The organism is Mesorhizobium sp. M7A.F.Ce.TU.012.03.2.1, from assembly GCF_004006095.1.
Taxonomy (GTDB): Bacteria; Pseudomonadota; Alphaproteobacteria; order Rhizobiales; family Rhizobiaceae; genus Mesorhizobium.
The window spans coordinates 1,449,771-1,465,023 of sequence record NZ_CP034779.1; the positions used below are offsets into that span (position 1 = coordinate 1,449,771).

Consider the following 15,253-nt stretch of genomic DNA (forward strand, 5'->3'; position numbering starts at 1 on the left):
CATGAGCACGCCCCTCGACCACATCCGCAATTTCTCCATCGTCGCCCATATCGACCATGGCAAATCCACGCTTGCCGACCGGCTGATCCAGCTGACCGGCGGGCTGGAGCTGCGCGACATGAAGGAGCAGGTGCTGGACTCGATGGACATCGAGCGCGAGCGCGGCATCACCATCAAGGCGCAGACGGTGCGGCTGAAGTACCACGCCAACAATGGCGAGGACTATATCCTCAACCTGATCGACACACCCGGGCATGTCGACTTCGCCTATGAAGTGTCGCGTTCGCTGGCCGCCTGCGAGGGTTCGCTGCTGGTCGTCGACGCCTCCCAGGGCGTCGAGGCGCAGACGCTGGCCAATGTCTACCAGGCGATCGACAACAACCACGAGATCGTCGTGGTGCTGAACAAGGTCGACCTGCCGGCCGCCGAGCCCGAGCGCATCCGCGAGCAGGTCGAGGAGGTGATCGGCATCGACGCCTCCAACGCCGTGCTGATCTCGGCCAAGACCGGCCTTGGCATTCCGGATGTCCTGGAGGCCATCGTCCACCAATTGCCGCCGCCGCGCGAAGGCGACGCCACGGCGCCGTTGAAGGCGATGCTGGTCGACAGCTGGTATGACGCCTATCTCGGCGTCATCGTGCTGGTGCGCGTCATCGACGGCGTGCTGAAAAAGGGCCAGACCATCCGCATGATGGGTACCGGCGCCAAGCACCTGGTCGAGCGCACCGGCGTGTTCACGCCGGCCCGCATCAATGTCGACGAGCTCGGCCCCGGCGAGTTCGGCTTCTTCACCGGCTCGATCAAGGAAGTGGCCGACACCCGCGTCGGCGACACCATCACCGAGGACAAGCGCACAACCGCCAAGGCGCTGCCCGGCTTCAAGCCGGCGCAGCCGGTGGTGTTCTGCGGCCTGTTCCCGGTCGACGCCGCCGATTTCGAGGATCTGCGCGCCGCGGTCGGCAAGCTGCGCCTCAACGACGCCAGCTTCTCCTTTGAAATGGAAACCAGCGCCGCACTCGGCTTCGGCTATCGCTGCGGCTTCCTTGGCCTCTTACATCTGGAAATCATCCAGGAGCGGCTGGAGCGCGAGTTCAACCTCGACCTGATCGCCACGGCACCGAGCGTCGTCTACCGGCTGGCTCTGACCGACGGCTCGATGAAGGAATTGCACAACCCGGCCGACATGCCCGACGTGGTGAAGATCTCGGCGATCGAGGAGCCATGGATCCGCGCCACCATCCTGACGCCCGACGACTATCTCGGCGGCATCCTGAAACTTTGCCAGGACCGGCGCGGCATCCAGGCCGACCTCTCCTATGTCGGCAAGCGCGCCATGCTGATCTACGATCTGCCGCTCAACGAAGTCGTCTTCGACTTCTACGACCGGCTGAAGTCGATCTCCAAGGGCTACGCCTCCTTCGACTATCACCTGACCGACTACAAGGAGGGCGACCTGGTAAAAATGTCGATCCTGGTCAATGAGGAGCCGGTCGACGCGCTCTCCATGCTGGTGCACCGCACGGCGGCGGAAAAGCGCGGAAGGCAGATGTGCGAGAAGCTGAAGGAGCTGATCCCGAACCATCTGTTCAAGATTCCGATCCAGGCCGCCATCGGCGGCAAGGTCATTGCGCGGGAAACCATCTCGGCGCTGCGCAAGGACGTCACCGCCAAATGCTACGGCGGCGACGTCTCGCGCAAACGCAAGCTGCTGGACAAGCAGAAAGAAGGCAAGAAGCGGATGCGGCAGTTCGGCAAGGTGGATATTCCGCAGGAGGCGTTTATCCAGGCGCTTAAGATGGGCGACTAAGCGGTTCGGCCTTCGGCCGAACGCATCGACCCGGTTGGTCGATGCGAGCACAAGTCCGGGTGGGAGCTGCCGGAGGCAGCGCGCACCCTGCCAGCGCGGCGGTGGAGCTGCACGATTGGGATCAAGCCATCGGTGCCGCGCCGCGGCGCTCGAGCGCGGTCTTGCGGATGATTTCCGCGATCTCCGGGCTGCTGCTACACAGCATCTGGAAATCCGCCGCGTGCAGCGACAGGAGGGAGACCGCTGTCGCGGCGTTGACGGTCGCCGAACGCGGTTCGCCGCTGATCAGCGCCATCTCGCCAAAGAAGGAGCCAGGGCCAAGCTCCACCGGGTTCGGCGTCGCGACGCTGACGCGCCCCTCCACGACGAAGAACATCCGATCCCCGGTCTCGCCACTGCGGCAGATCACGGCGCCCGCCGGCAAGTTGCGAGGTCTTAGCGCGCGCACGATCTCGACCAGCACGGCCGGGCCGAGCTTCTCAAACAAGGGCACGCCGGCGACCAATTGCCAATTGCGGACGAAATCCTCGCGACGGATTTCCTGATAGAAGCCGGAGGCAAGAATGCCGGCCCAGAGCGCGAAGATGCCGATGCCAGTCATCATGACCGCCCCGGCAAGGACGCGGCCGGCGAAGGTTTGCGGAATGTGGTCGCCATAGCCGGTGGTGGACAGCGTGACCACCGCCCACCACATTGCCTCGGGGATGCTGCCGAACTTTTCCGGTTGGATGTCGCGCTCGATGACATAGGCGGCGAGTGCGACACCAAACAGAACGACGCCGAAGAGCGTGGTGACGCCGATCAGGTTGCGCGCTTCGTTGGCCAGCACCCTGCCCAGCACCGGGAAGAAGGTCGAGTCGCGCAGCGGTTTCACCAGCCAGACACCACAGTAGAGGCTCCAGTCGGGCGTGCCGCCGAGCAGAAATGCGGCGAGTGGAACCAAAACCGCGAGCACATCGATGGCGATTGCCGGCGTCCTGTCCCGAAGGTCTCCCGCCCGGTGCTTGAGCAGCGTCGCGGCCATCTGCAGAAGATAGGCGCCCCAAATGACCGCGAGCAGTGCGGTCAGAGCCAGTCTGCTTCGTCCGGACAGGTTCGGTGTCGTGAGCGCAGCCACCACCAGAAGCCCAGGGGCAGCCAGCACCGCGTTGAGCGGCGCGTAAATTCTCAGGAAAGGCAGTACCGACATTCTGTGCCCACGAGCGGCTACTATTTGCCAAAGTAGGCTGCCTTCAAGGCAAGCGTAAAGGTGCTTGCTGCGATCCGCCGATATCGGTTCTCGGGCAAGGCTGACTTTGTCAACTGCGGACGCGCTGCGGACCGCTCTCTCGACAGTCTCTGCCTTCACGCCTTGTCGATTTCGGGCTGACACTGGAGCCGCGTCGGGAAGTCAAACAGGTGAGAGCGCCTCGCCATCGGCGAGCATTGGATCAGACACCGTCCTGCGGTATCCTCGAGCCAGCTTGGGGAGACATCAAATGCGCACCACTTTAGACACCATCGCCGCGATCGGCCTCGCCATCGGCGGTGCCTTCGGCCTAGCCGGCACCTTCGTCGCCAGCGCCCCGCTGCGCGAAACGCTCTGGACGATCGACGGCGTGGCACTCGTGGTGGCGACCGCCCTGCTGACCATGAAATATCAGCGGTTGGGCAATGACTGCATAGCTGCCGGCTTCCTGACCTTCCTCGCCGGCGAGACCCTGCTGCTGGCGGGCAATGCGGCAGGACTGGAGGCCAGCGTGCCCTCCTATGTCGGCGGCATCTCGCTGTGGGCGGCGGCACTGGTCATGGTCAGCGCGCCGAAGACTTTCGCCCTGTGGATGCGGCTCACCGCGCTGGTGGCTGCCGTGCTGTTTGTCATCTCGGCTTGCATGATCCTCTGGGGCGCGCCCTTGCTGCCGACGTCGGCGCCGCTGCCCGCCGCCGGCTATCCGTTCCTGGTACTGACCTTTGTTGGCTGGATCTGGACGCTACTGAGGCCGGCGCGGTGAGCCTTTGTCCGCTTCCGTACCAAACGTCCGGCCTGGTTGATCGGGCATTAGCGGGGCGGTAAAGAATCCGGGCGGCGGACCCTTATCAGGTCGCCAATGGCCGGCGCGGGCTCAGGCAACTGCCTCACCGGCATTCGCGCCGGCCATTTCCAACCCGCACATGATCGCAGCGATCCACCGGCCTGCGCCGCACTTGAAGGGGCGCCGACGCCTCAAGACTCGATCCAAACCTTCTCGAAATGCTGCTCCAGCGCCTGGTGCTGTTCGCAGCCTTCGACACCCTTGCGATACGTCCGGTAGACCGAGCGCCAGTAGGGTTGGATGATGATGCCTGAGTCACGCAGAATCTGCTCGATCTTGGCCATGATCTCCTTGCGCGCCTTGGCGTCCGGCGTCGCCAGCGCCTTGTCGAGCAGCGTGTCGAATTCGGGGTTGGCGTAGGCGCTTTCGTTCCAGGCGGCGCCCGATTTATACGCCAGCGCCAGCACCTGGACGCCGAGCGGGCGGCCGAGCCATTCGGTGCAGGAGAAGGGATATTTGCTCCAGTCGTTCCAGAAGGTGGCGGCCGGCAGCACGGTGCGCTTGATCTTGAGGCCGGCCTCGCGCATCTGCGCGCCGATGGCGTCGCCGGTGCTCTTTTGCCATTCGACGTCGACGGAGATGAGCTCGAATTCGTGGTCGGCCCTGCCGGCCTCGGCGAGCAGCTTCTTCGACTGCTCGACGTCGCGCCTGGCCGGGCCGATATCGGCATATTCGGGGTGCATGGGGCCGACATGGTGGTTGTCGGCGGGCTTGCCGCGGCCGCCGAGGCCGAGCGCCAGCACGGCGGAATTGTCGACGGCGAGCTGGGCGGCGCGGCGCACCTTGACGTCGTCATAGGGCGCGTTGGCGACATTGAAGCGGGCGACGATGGTCGAGCCGGTGGCGATCTCGGAATTCATCAGCCCCATCTGCTCGGTCTGCGAGACGGCGTCGGAAGCGGTCTCGTGGTCGGTGTCAATCTCGCCGGATTCGAAGGCCGACAGCATGGCGTTGGGGTCGGAGCCGTAGTCGACCCATTTGATGCCGTCGAGATGGAATTCGCCCTTCCACCAGGGTTTTTCCTTGCGCTTCACCTCGGCGCCCGTCTCCGCATCCCAGCTGACCAGCTCGCAGGGGCCGGTGGTGATGGCAAGCGCCTTCATGGGGTCGCCATCGCCCTCATAGGAGCGGTGCATGATCAGCGCCGGATAGTCGGCCATGCCGGCGATCAGCGAGATGTCTGACTTGGGCAGATTGAGCTTGATTGTGAAGTCGTCGACCTTGGCGATGCCGCCGTCGACGACCTTCTTGGTGTCGGCATTGACCAACGCGCCCATGCGCGCGGCGACCGAATTGCCGGGCACCGAGGCATCGCACCAGCGGGTGAGGTTGTGGATGACGTCGTCGGCGTTGAAGGCATCGCCGTTCGACCAGGAGATGCCCTTGCGCACATGCAGGGTGAGGGTCCTGGCGTCGTCGCTCGCCTCCCAGCTTTCGAGCAGCCAGGGCTCGAAGGAGAAGTCGGTGTTCCAGCGCACCAGATATTCGTTGCAGTGGCGGGCGACATTGGACATTTCGACGCCGTCGAAGGTGCGCGGGTCCTTGAAGCCCTTGACGTTCATGGCGACGCGCAGGACGCCGCCCTTCTTCGGTTCTGCCGCGCGGGCAGGGGTGGGGGCGAGCCCGCCCAGCGCAAACGCGCCGGCGGCACTGACACCGAGGCCGGCCATGAGCGCCAGATATTCGCGGCGGTTGATGCCGCCGGTCCTGAAATCATCGGCGACGGGTTTGGCTTGCGGGTGGAGTTTGCGGTCGGTCAGCATGAATTTCATCGTCGTTCCCCTGTTGTTGATGCATGCCGCCCAAAAGTGCCCAGCGGTTTTGGGACAACGGCATGCACAGAAAAATCGCCCCGGCCGATCGACAGACGCGGGGGCGGACGCGACCGCCGGGGCGCCATGCCTGAGGGTAATGATAGGGCCGGGTGACGCTGGGGAGTGTTCGGTTTTCCGCAGTGATTGTGCGGGGTTCCGCAGGGGGAGTCGGCAGTGCGCTTATGCTTTGCAGCCGCGCTGCGAGCAGATGCGCCAACGGCGCGGCGCCAATCTCCCTCCTTGAGGGGGAGATGGCCGGCAGGCCAGAGGGGGTCGGCACGACGGGACGCGACCTCCTACTTTAAACGGGACGCGACCTCCTACTTTAAAAAAGATGATGCTAGCGCTCTACGCGCGACGACCCCCTCTGTCGCCTTCGGCGACATCTCCCCCTCAAGGGGGGAGATTAGCGTTCCACCGTCGGCCACTCACCTCGGCCCAGCGCGCCGACCGCACCAACAATCCGCGCAAACGCCGCCGCCGCTGCCGGCAGCGACGTTCGGGCGCGCAGGAAGCTGTGCACCAGCCTCGGCTCCTCGTGCCACCAGGCCTTGCCGCCGGCGGCCACAATGCGGTCGCGGTAGGTCTCGCCATCCGACGACAGCGGATCGCATTGCGCCGTGACGATCACCGTCGGCGGCAGGCCGGAGAAATCGGTGTCGCGCAGCGGCGAGAAGGTCGGGTCGTCGGGCGATTGCCGCCAGGCCGAGCGGACGTCGCGGTAGAAGGCGATGTCGGCCACCGACAGCAGCGGCGCGTGGGCGTGCTCGATATAGGAACCGGCGGTATCGTCGCCACCGAGTTCGGGATAGATCAGCACTTGCCCGACCGCAGCTCTGATATGGCGGCGCGTCGCCTGCGCCACGGCGGCGGCGAGATTGCCGCCAGCGCTTTCGCCACACAGGACCAGCGGCAGGCCTGATGTCGCTGCCGCCCATTCGAAGGCGGTGACGGCATCGTCGAAGGCTGCGGGGTGGACGTGCTCCGGCGCCAGCCGGTAGTCGACCGACAGCACGTCGAAACCGGTGCCGGCGCAGAGCTCGGCGCAGATGTCGTCATGGCTTTCCAGCCCGCCGAGGATGAAGCCGCCGCCGTGGTAGTAGATCACCATCGCCTGGGCGGCCTTGCCCGCAAGCCGGTAACGGCGGATCGGGATGTCGCGGCCGGCGGCGGCGATCAGGCCGTCGCTGGCCTTCACGTCGGGCGGGCGGCCCTGGTGGAAGGCGCGGCTCATACGGTCATAGACGGCGCGCTGCTTGTCGATCGGCAGGCCGAGGATTTCGGGCGGATACCAGGCGTTGACGGCGTCGATATAGGCCCAAAGGGCCGGGCCGAGCCGTGTTTCGTAGGGGCCGCGCGTCATAGATCGGCGTAAAGCGCGGCCGCGTTGTCGAAGGAGAAGCGCAGCGGCACCGAGCCTTCGACCTGCCAGGCGGTGACGGTCTCGCCGGCCAGCAGCCGGCAGGCGCCATTGGTATCGGTGACGGCGCCGCCATAGAGCCGGTTGGCGAGGTTGAGGATGCCGGTCTGGTGCATGGCGGCGCTGCCGCTGCCGCAGGCATCCTTGACCAGAAGCACGCGAAAGCCTTTGGCCACCGCATCCTTGACCGTCGCGTCGATACAGGCCTCGGTCCAGACGCCTGATATGACCAGCCAGTCGATGCCTGAAGACTTGATGTCGCGCGCCGCCGGCCCGGTGCGGAAGGCGCTGGCCTCGGCCTTGATCAGCAGCGCCTCGCCGTTGATCGGCGCCACCTCACGGCAGATCTCGGTCAGCGGATCGCTCTTGTCGGAAAAAGCCGACTTGCCGTCTTCACCCAGCGGATGAAACGGCCGGTCCTGGCTGTCGAGATCGACGATGTAGGCCCAGTGGTAGATCGGCACATGGTTTTGCCGCGCCGCCGCTTGCAGGCGCTGGACGTTGGCGAGGATCGTGTCATAGCCGTCGACGAGGTAGCGCTTGTCCTGCCGGTGCTCTTCCTGCAGGTCGATGAAGATCGCGGCCACGGTGCCGGGTTTGATGGCGATGGGGGTTTTCATGCCGATGCGCCTTGGTTGTGGGCGGGCGACACCGCTCTGTTTAGCGAGCTGGCGCAAGCAGCGGTGATTGGCCGGCGCCTCCCCACCTTCGTCATCCACGGGCGGAGCAGGAGCGAAGCTCCGTCGCGGAGACCCGAGGATCCATGCCGTGACGTTGATCGAATGGTGCAGCGGTGCAGAACTTGTACCGTTGCGGTGCATAGAGGTCGCGGCATGGATCCTAGGGTCTGCGCCGCGTCGCTGCGCTCCTTGCTCCGCCCTAGGATGACGAAGTGGTGGGCGTTCGCGCTAGCCACGAAGGTCATGTCACCGAGGCGGGTTGCGGATATCAAACCTGCGTCTCCAGAAACTCATCCTCATAGGGAAAGCGCGACAGCAACTCCGTGCCCGTCTCTGTGATCAGGATCTCGTCCTCCAGCTTGACGCCCTCGCGGCCGCCTTTCTCGCCGATATAGCTTTCCACGCTCACCACCATGCCTGGCACGATATGGCCGTCGCGGCCATAGGTTTCGTAATCCATGGCATGCGCGATGAACGGTGTTTCGCCATGCATGCCGACGCCGTGCATGACCGAGGTGTAGCGCTGGTCGACGAAACGGTCCGGGATATTCCAGGCCTTTTCGGCGATCTCGCGGAACGCCATGCCGGGTTTGACGATCGAGATGTTGTGCTGAACCTGGTCGTGCGCCATGCGGTAGAGCGACTTCTGGTAGGGCGTCGGCTTGCCCGGCCCGCAGCGGAAGGTGCGCGAGAAATCCGAATAATAGCCGTAGCAGCCGATCGTGTCGGTATCGAGCGCCAGCAGTTCGCCGGGCCGGATCTTGCGGCCGCTGGCCTCGTTGAACCACGGATTGGTACGCTGGCCCGATGTCAGCAGCCGCGTCTCGATGAACTCGCCGCCCTGGCGGATGACCTCGCCATACATGATGGCGAACAGGTCGTTTTCGGAGACGCCGGGCTTGATCGCCTCGCGCACCGCATAGACGGCGGCCTCGGCGCCGGCCATCGACACCTGCAGGCATTTGACTTCCTCGGGCGTCTTCACCGCGCGCACCGCCAGGATCTCGCCCTGGCAATCGCGAACCTCGCAGCCGCGCTTTTCCAGGGCGAGCGCCTGCAGATGGCTGCAGCGGTCGAGCCCGAGCTTCATCGAGCCGCCACCATGCTGCTTCAGAAGCTCGGCGATCTCGTCGGCGAACGGCCCGGCGGTCTCGTCGTCACGGCCGGAGACCGACGACCAGACCAGCTTGGAAGGACGCGCCTCGTCGATCGTGTCGAGCACCATCGAGACATGATAGCTCTGCGGATATTCGAACAGCACGATCGGCCCTTCGGTCGGGATGAAAAAATAGCGGGTCGAGTTGCGCAGGAAATAGCCGAACATGTTGCGCGAACCGGTGGCGTAGCGCTGGTTGTAGGGGTCGAACAACACGACGCCGCCATAGCCGGCGTCGCGCATCCAGCCGCGCAGCTTGGCCAGCCGGCCCTTGCGCAGGGCATCGGCATCGATGAAGGACGGCTCGGTGTCCGACAGCCACATGCCGCCGGCCGGATCGGCCGCGGCCGGGTGGCGCATGCGGTCCTTGAAGTCCACGTCCTGCGTGCTGTCGGGGTCGAAAACGACGATGCTCATTGGGGGTACGGCCTTGGCTGGGTTGCGAGGTCGGAGCATGGCGCAGGAGAGGCGGGAGAATTGTGCGGAAAACCGCGTGTGTTGTGCGGGATGCCGCTGGCTAATCGGTTACGTCGCGATCCTTCGCGCCCCCCTCTGCCCTGCCGGGCATCTCCCCCTCAAGGGGGGAGATTGGCAGTTTCGATGCCGCCGTTCTTTTCTTCAACATCTGAGATTAGCGAAAGCAGAGATGCAGTCCGATCTCCCCCCTTGAGGGGGAGATGTCCGGCAGGACAGAGGGGGGCGCTGTCCCGCCAACGTCTCACCCGTCAGCAAGCGCCCTAATGCCGTCTCGCCAGTTTCGGCGGATGCCCGTGCTCTTCCCGAAACGCCCGGGCAAAACTCGACATCGATGCAAACCCACACGCCAGCGCCACGTCGCGCACGGCGAGCGTCGAATGCGCCAACAGGTCGGCGGCACGTTTCAGCCTCAGCCGCCGGTAATAGCCATTGGGCGAGATGGCGAGTTCGGAGCGGAAGGAGCGTTCGAGCTTGTCGGTCGACACGCCGAGCTTTGCGGTCAGCTCGGCCATGCCGAGCCGCTCCTCGACCGCGTCCTCCATGATGGCGATGGCCGACAGCACCAGCTCGTTCTGGACCCCGGTGCGCAGCCGCAGCGGCATCATCTTGCGGTCGATGCTGGAACGCAACTGGCTGTGCACGAACCATTCGGCGACGCCGGCGGCGAGCTCGGCACCATAGTCGCGGGTGATGATCTCCAGCATCATGTCGAGGCTGCCGACGCCGCCGGCCGAGGTGAAGCGCTTGCGGTCGATGACATAGAGGTCACGCCTGAGCTCGATGTTGGGGAAGGCTTCGGTGAAGGCGGCCTGGCTGGTCCAGTGCAAGGTGCAGGCATGACCGTCGAGCAGGCCGGCGCGGGCGAGGAAGAACGCCGCATCCGCCACCGCGCCGATATGGGCGCCGTTGCGCAGGCTCTTGCGGATCCAGTGTGCCGCGTCCTCGGCGACGAGATGATCGGCATCGCCGCCCGAGCAGACGACGATGCGATCGACCTTCGGCGCATCCTCGGCGTAAAAACCCGGCTGGATGACGACGCCGTTCGAGGCCTCGACCGAGCCTTTCGTGCCACCGACGATGATCCAGCGATAGCATTCTCTTTTCGCCAGGACATTGACGGCACGCAGTGGCTCAATGACCGAGCTGAACGCCATCATCGGAAAGCCGGGGAAGACCAGCACCGCGAAGGTGAGAGGGGTGTCGGTGGGTTTGGGTGGGGCGTGTGTGGCCATGGGCGCTAGACTTCGGGCAGATGGGGTGCGGCGTCAATTGGGCTGATGCTTGAACCTGGAACGTCAGCGCCGCCCCTCACCTGCCTGCCGGCATCCTCTCCCCGTAAACGGGGCGAGGGACGCTGTTATCGGCGCTTACGCCAATCACCGGCGGCCGCGGTTAGCGTCTTTCTTCCCGTCGCTATACGGGGAGAAATGCCCGGCAGGGCAATGAGGGGCGGCGCCGATTTTGGCGATTTGAGGGTCTATCCCCCCAGCGCCTGCTCCAAATCCGCGATCAGATCATCTCCATCCTCGATCCCCGCCGACAATCTTACCAGCGAATCCGATATACCGATCTCGGCCCGTTTCTCCGCCGGAATGGAGCCATGCGTCATCAGTGCCGGATGCTCGATCAGGCTCTCCACGCCGCCGAGGCTTTCGGCCAGCGTGAACAGTTGCGTGCGTTCGAGGAACTTTTTGGTGCCGGCAAGGTCGCGGTCGAGCACGGCCGTGATCATGCCGCCGAAGGCGTGCATCTGCTGGACGGCGACGGCGTGCTGCGGGTGGCTGGCGAGGCCGGGATAGATGACGCGGCGGATGTCGCGGCGCGCTTCCAGCCACTGCGCAATCTTCAGCCCGTTGGCGGAATGACGCTCCACGCGCAGCGCCAGCGTCTTCAGCCCGCGCAGCGCCAGAAAGCTGTCGAACGGGCCCGAAATGGCGCCGATGGCGTTCTGCAGGAATTTCAGCTGGGCGGCGAGATCCTTGTTGTCGCCGACCACGGCGACGCCGCCGACCATGTCGGAATGGCCGTTGAGATATTTGGTCGTCGAGTGCACCACGATGTCGATGCCGAGCTCCAGCGGGCGTTGAATATAAGGGCTGCAGAACGTGTTGTCGGCGACCGTCAGAATCCCCTTGCGCCTGGCAAGTGCCGCGACGCCTTCGAGGTCGACGATGCGCAACAGCGGGTTGGTCGGCGTTTCGACCCACAGCATTTTCGTCTCGGGCCGGATCGCGGCTTCCACGGCGGCCAGGTCGGTGAAGTCGACGAACGAGACCTGCAGATTGGCCGAGCGTTTGCGCACCCGCTCCATCAGCCGGAACGAGCCGCCATAGATGTCGTCGGTGGCGACGATGTGGGCGCCGGAATCGAGCAACTCCAGCACGGTGGCGATCGCCGCCAGGCCGGACGCGAAGGCAAAGGCGGCCGAACCGCTTTCGAGGTCGGCCACGGCGCGCTCGAAGGCAAAGCGCGTCGGGTTCTGGCTGCGGGCATATTCAAAGCCCTTGTGCACGCCGGGCGACTGCTGGGCAAAGGTCGAGGTGGCGTAGATCGGCACCATCACCGCGCCGGTCAGCGGGTCGTGGCTCTGGCCGCCATGGATGGTGCGCGTCGAGAAAGCCAGACGGTTCTTGCCCGGTGGTGGTGTTTCAGCGGTCATCGTGCGCGCCTCAGATGGTTGATCAGGTCGATGCGGGTAATCAGGCCGACGAACTCGTCGCCGTCGAAGATGATGGCGACCTCGTTGCGGTCGAACACCGGCAGCAGCGCATCCAGCGTCTGGCTGGCCTGTAGCGTGTGCAGATTGGAGGTCATCGCCGTGCGCACCGGGCCGTTGAAGCGCTCCCAGCGGCCGTCATAGGGGCCGTCGACCTTGGCCAGGATGTCGCTTTCGTCGACGATGCCGACGAGCTTGCCATTGTCGAGCACCGGCAGCTGCGAGACATCGGAACGGCGCATGCGGCCATAGGCGTTGAGCAGGCTTTCGTCCGGGCCGACATAGACGGTGTCGCCGGTGCGGTGCGAGCGCATCACCAGGTCGCGCAAATCGCCATGCTGCTCGTGCTCGGCCAGCCCCTGCTCCGCCAGCCAGAAATCGTCGAACACTTTCGACAGGTATTTGTTGCCGCTGTCGCAGACGAAGGTGACGACGCGTTTGGGCACCGTCTGCTCGCGGCAATAGCGCAGCGCGGCGGACAAAAGCGTGCCCGAGGATGAGCCGGCGAGGATACCTTCCTTCGACAAGAGGTCGCGCACCGCCAGCATGCTCTGCTTGTCGGGGATCGAATAGGCCTTCTTGACCAGCGACAGATCGGCGTTGGGCGGCACGAAATCCTCGCCGATGCCTTCGACGGTCCAGCTGCCGGCCTCTTCCATCTTGCCGGTCTTGATCAGCGGCGCCAGCACCGAGCCGACCGGATCGGCCAGCACCATTTCGGTCTTCGGCGACACTTTGGCGAAGTAGCGGCCAAGCCCGGTCAGCGTACCGCCGGAGCCGACGCCGACGACCACCGCATCGACGTCACCGTCGAGCTGCGAAAAGATCTCCGGACCGGTGGTGGTCTCATGCGCCAGCGGATTGGCCGGGTTGGCGAACTGGTTGGCATAGAAGGCGCCGGGCGTTTCCGCAGCGATCTTCTCGGCCATGTCCTGGTAATATTCGGCATGGCCCTTGCCGACATCGGAGCGCGTCATGCGCACCTCGGCGCCGAGCGCGCGCAGATGCTGGATCTTTTCGCGCGACATCTTGTCGGGCACGACCAGCACGATGCGGTAGCCCTTGGGGATGCCGACCTGGGCAAGGCCGAGGCCGGTATTGCCAGCGGTCGCCTCGACAATGGTGCCGCCGCGCCGGAGCTTGCCATGCTTTTCAGCCGCGGCGATCATCGACAGCGCGATACGGTCCTTGATCGAGCCGCCCGGGTTCTGGCTTTCAAGCTTGATGAACAGCCGGCATTTGCCGGTATCGAATTTGGTCAGCTCGACAACCGGCGTCTGGCCGATCAGGTCGAGCACCGATTTGTAGGGCGGACGCAGGCGGGATAATTCGTCGGCTGCGGCGATCTCATGCTCGCTCATATCGATGCTCCATGACCAAGCGACCGCCTCTAGGCAGGGCGGCAGCGTATCCTCTTTTCCAGCCCTTTGCAGTCGGAAAGAAGATAGATCGTGCCAATCAACCGGCCAGATGTGGAATGAAATTCCGGGTTTGCGTTGGCGAGAGTCGCTTCGAAGTCAGGCGAACCCTCCGCGCGTTCGTCATCCTAGGGCGAAGCGACGCGAAGCGGAGTGTAGACCCTAGGATCCATGCCGTGACATTGGTCGAAGAATGCAGCGGTGCAGAATTAATTTGGAAGCATCCGGCTGCATCGACAGGTTTGCACCGCCGCAAAGCTCGCAGGTCGCGGCATGGATCCTAGGGTCTCCGCGACGTCGCTTCGCTCCTGCTCCGCCCTAGGATGACGACGGCGTTGGGATTTGCGCGGAGCTCTCAGCCGAGCAGCTGCTTGCTCAGCCTCGCACACTGCACGCGGATATCGGGAATGGCGTCGATCTCGAAGAAGGTGCCGCGCGTCAGCGGGCCGACGGCGAGGATCTTGGCCGAGATGGTTCCGTCGCCGGCGATGATCTCGCATTTGGCCGATACATCGAGGCCGATGCGCAGCGGATCCGGCCGTGCCAGGCCGCGGTCGACCAGCGAGCGCACGACGCTGTTCGATGAGGTCGAGATGTCCCTGACGATACCAGAGCAATCGTAGATGCGGGCGACCTCGAAGGTCTCGAGACGCTGCGTGTGGCGCGACTGGACCTGGACGGTGAATTCGCCGTTGCGCGCGATGTCGACGACGCGGCCGGCGACCAGGCGGATGCGGCCGGATTGCACGGCTTCGGTGACACGGGCGTAGACCTCGGGCGCCATGCGATGGCGGTGGATGTCCCACCAGGCCTTGGTGTGCTCGACGAAGCGGCGCTTGGCGGAAGCCGGCCAGTTCTGCCAGATCTTCTGGTTGAACGGCCGCAGGCCGTCGACGACGTCGCGCCAGTCGATGCCGGCCTTCTGGTTTTCCTTGATCAGGTCGCGGAACCAGCCGACGAAATAGGAGAGCTGCGTGCCGAGCGGAATGTCGGCGACGTCGAGCTTGATCGGATTGCCCTTGCGATGCGGCGAGGGCAACAGGCCGCGCCGCGACACAGCTATGATGTCGCCGCGATGGCCGCGCTGTTCCAGCGCCAGGAAGGCATCGACCATGCTCAGGCCGGTGCCCAGCACCATGACGCCGGCGTCGGTCGGAAGTGCTGTATCGGCTTCCGATCCCATCCTGATGGCATGGCCTTGCGCCGGCTCCTCGTCGTGGCCGGTGGCCAGCACGGCGAGATGCGCAACGACGCTGGTGCCGTTGGCCAGCGCCACTTCGACACCGGATGCGGTGGGCGTGATCGAGAGGCTTTCCTCGCGGATCAACCGAAGCCGCCCGGTCTGCTTTTCGCGCGCCTGCAGCTCGTCGAGCAACTCGCCGAGGTAACGGGCATAGATGCTGCGCGGCGCATAGAAGGGCGCCTGCTCGGCCGTTGCCAGGCCGCGCTCCTGCAGCCAGCGCCAGAAATTGCCGGGATCGTCGGCATAGGCGCTCATGCCGGCGGCACTGACATTCAAGACATGCGCCGACAGCAGCGTCGAATAGGCGATGCCCTGGCCGAAATGCGGGCGCCTTTCGATCAGCGTGACGCGCAGGTCGGGATTGGGCGACTTCAGGAGATGTGCGGCCAGCACGACGCCGCTGGCGCCGCCGCCGACAATGATGATGGAGTTGGCGCGCCCGGTCATAGG

The 15,253-nt window shown here is 64.9% G+C and carries 11 protein-coding genes; 2 read left to right on the forward strand and 9 right to left on the reverse strand.

Annotated features, from left to right (window positions below; all coding sequences use genetic code 11):
* The first annotated feature begins 1 nt into the window (after nt 1).
* On the forward strand, nt 2-1,807 hold the full coding sequence (lepA, locus tag EJ079_RS07045; protein WP_127808532.1) for a translation elongation factor 4: 1,806 nt from the start codon (nt 2-4) through the stop codon (nt 1,805-1,807).
* A 121-nt stretch (nt 1,808-1,928) separates the two neighbouring features.
* Here the strand turns inward: lepA and EJ079_RS07050 are convergent, their stop codons facing one another.
* On the reverse strand, nt 1,929-2,996 hold the full coding sequence (locus tag EJ079_RS07050) for a cyclic nucleotide-gated potassium channel (protein WP_127808534.1): 1,068 nt from the start codon (nt 2,994-2,996) through the stop codon (nt 1,929-1,931).
* A gap of 289 nt (nt 2,997-3,285) precedes the next feature.
* Here EJ079_RS07050 and EJ079_RS33185 point away from each other — a divergent pair, with 289 nt between their 5' ends.
* Nucleotides 3,286-3,798: a hypothetical protein gene (locus EJ079_RS33185; protein WP_164873743.1), complete on the forward strand. Its 513-nt coding sequence runs from the start codon at nt 3,286-3,288 to the stop codon at nt 3,796-3,798.
* Nucleotides 3,799-4,010: 212 nt separating this feature from the next.
* On the opposite strand, the gene EJ079_RS07065 is transcribed toward EJ079_RS33185, so the two are convergent.
* The 8 genes from EJ079_RS07065 to EJ079_RS07110 form a co-directional block, all read right to left on the reverse strand.
* Nucleotides 4,011-5,651: an ABC transporter substrate-binding protein gene (locus EJ079_RS07065; RefSeq protein ID WP_127808536.1), complete on the reverse strand. Its 1,641-nt coding sequence runs from the start codon at nt 5,649-5,651 to the stop codon at nt 4,011-4,013.
* Nucleotides 5,652-6,099: 448 nt separating this feature from the next.
* Nucleotides 6,100-7,056 carry an alpha/beta hydrolase gene (locus EJ079_RS07070; protein WP_127808538.1) on the reverse strand — a complete coding sequence of 319 codons (957 nt, stop codon included), beginning with the start codon at nt 7,054-7,056 and terminating at the stop codon, nt 6,100-6,102.
* Nucleotides 7,053-7,733 (reverse strand): isochorismatase family protein, encoded by a 681-nt coding sequence (locus EJ079_RS07075; RefSeq protein WP_127808540.1) that lies wholly within the window; start codon nt 7,731-7,733, stop codon nt 7,053-7,055. Before EJ079_RS07075 ends, EJ079_RS07070 begins: the two co-directional genes overlap by 4 nt.
* Before the next feature lie 328 nt (nt 7,734-8,061).
* Nucleotides 8,062-9,366 (reverse strand): Xaa-Pro peptidase family protein, encoded by a 1,305-nt coding sequence (locus EJ079_RS07085; RefSeq protein ID WP_127808544.1) that lies wholly within the window; start codon nt 9,364-9,366, stop codon nt 8,062-8,064.
* Nucleotides 9,367-9,686: 320 nt separating this feature from the next.
* Nucleotides 9,687-10,658: a GlxA family transcriptional regulator gene (locus tag EJ079_RS07095; RefSeq protein ID WP_127808546.1), complete on the reverse strand. Its 972-nt coding sequence runs from the start codon at nt 10,656-10,658 to the stop codon at nt 9,687-9,689.
* A 245-nt stretch (nt 10,659-10,903) separates the two neighbouring features.
* Nucleotides 10,904-12,085: a PLP-dependent aspartate aminotransferase family protein gene (locus EJ079_RS07100; RefSeq protein WP_127808548.1), complete on the reverse strand. Its 1,182-nt coding sequence runs from the start codon at nt 12,083-12,085 to the stop codon at nt 10,904-10,906.
* A complete protein-coding gene (locus EJ079_RS07105; RefSeq protein ID WP_127808550.1) occupies nt 12,082-13,503 on the reverse strand; it encodes a pyridoxal-phosphate dependent enzyme in 1,422 nt (473 codons plus the stop codon). The genes EJ079_RS07100 and EJ079_RS07105 overlap by 4 nt, the downstream gene beginning before the upstream one ends.
* 412 nt (nt 13,504-13,915) lie before the next feature.
* Nucleotides 13,916-15,250, reverse strand: a complete 1,335-nt coding sequence (locus EJ079_RS07110) for an FAD/NAD(P)-binding protein (RefSeq protein ID WP_127808551.1) — start codon at nt 15,248-15,250, stop codon at nt 13,916-13,918.
* Nucleotides 15,251-15,253: the final 3 nt, after the last annotated feature.

Excerpts from the sequence above, each read along its gene's own strand:
- EJ079_RS07085 (WP_127808544.1), bottom strand. The coding sequence starts at position 9,366 with ATGAGCATCGTCGTTTTCGACCCCGACAGCACGCAGGACGTGGACTTC.
- EJ079_RS07105 (WP_127808550.1), bottom strand. The coding sequence starts at position 13,503 with ATGAGCGAGCATGAGATCGCCGCAGCCGACGAATTATCCCGCCTGCGT.
- EJ079_RS07050 (WP_127808534.1), bottom strand. The coding sequence starts at position 2,996 with ATGTCGGTACTGCCTTTCCTGAGAATTTACGCGCCGCTCAACGCGGTG.
- EJ079_RS07065 (WP_127808536.1), bottom strand. The coding sequence starts at position 5,651 with ATGAAATTCATGCTGACCGACCGCAAACTCCACCCGCAAGCCAAACCC.
- EJ079_RS07100 (WP_127808548.1), bottom strand. The coding sequence starts at position 12,085 with ATGACCGCTGAAACACCACCACCGGGCAAGAACCGTCTGGCTTTCTCG.
- EJ079_RS07070 (WP_127808538.1), bottom strand. The coding sequence starts at position 7,056 with ATGACGCGCGGCCCCTACGAAACACGGCTCGGCCCGGCCCTTTGGGCC.
- EJ079_RS33185 (WP_164873743.1), top strand. The coding sequence starts at position 3,286 with ATGCGCACCACTTTAGACACCATCGCCGCGATCGGCCTCGCCATCGGC.
- EJ079_RS07110 (WP_127808551.1), bottom strand. The coding sequence starts at position 15,250 with ATGACCGGGCGCGCCAACTCCATCATCATTGTCGGCGGCGGCGCCAGC.
- EJ079_RS07075 (WP_127808540.1), bottom strand. The coding sequence starts at position 7,733 with ATGAAAACCCCCATCGCCATCAAACCCGGCACCGTGGCCGCGATCTTC.
- lepA (WP_127808532.1), top strand. The coding sequence starts at position 2 with ATGAGCACGCCCCTCGACCACATCCGCAATTTCTCCATCGTCGCCCAT.
- EJ079_RS07095 (WP_127808546.1), bottom strand. The coding sequence starts at position 10,658 with ATGGCCACACACGCCCCACCCAAACCCACCGACACCCCTCTCACCTTC.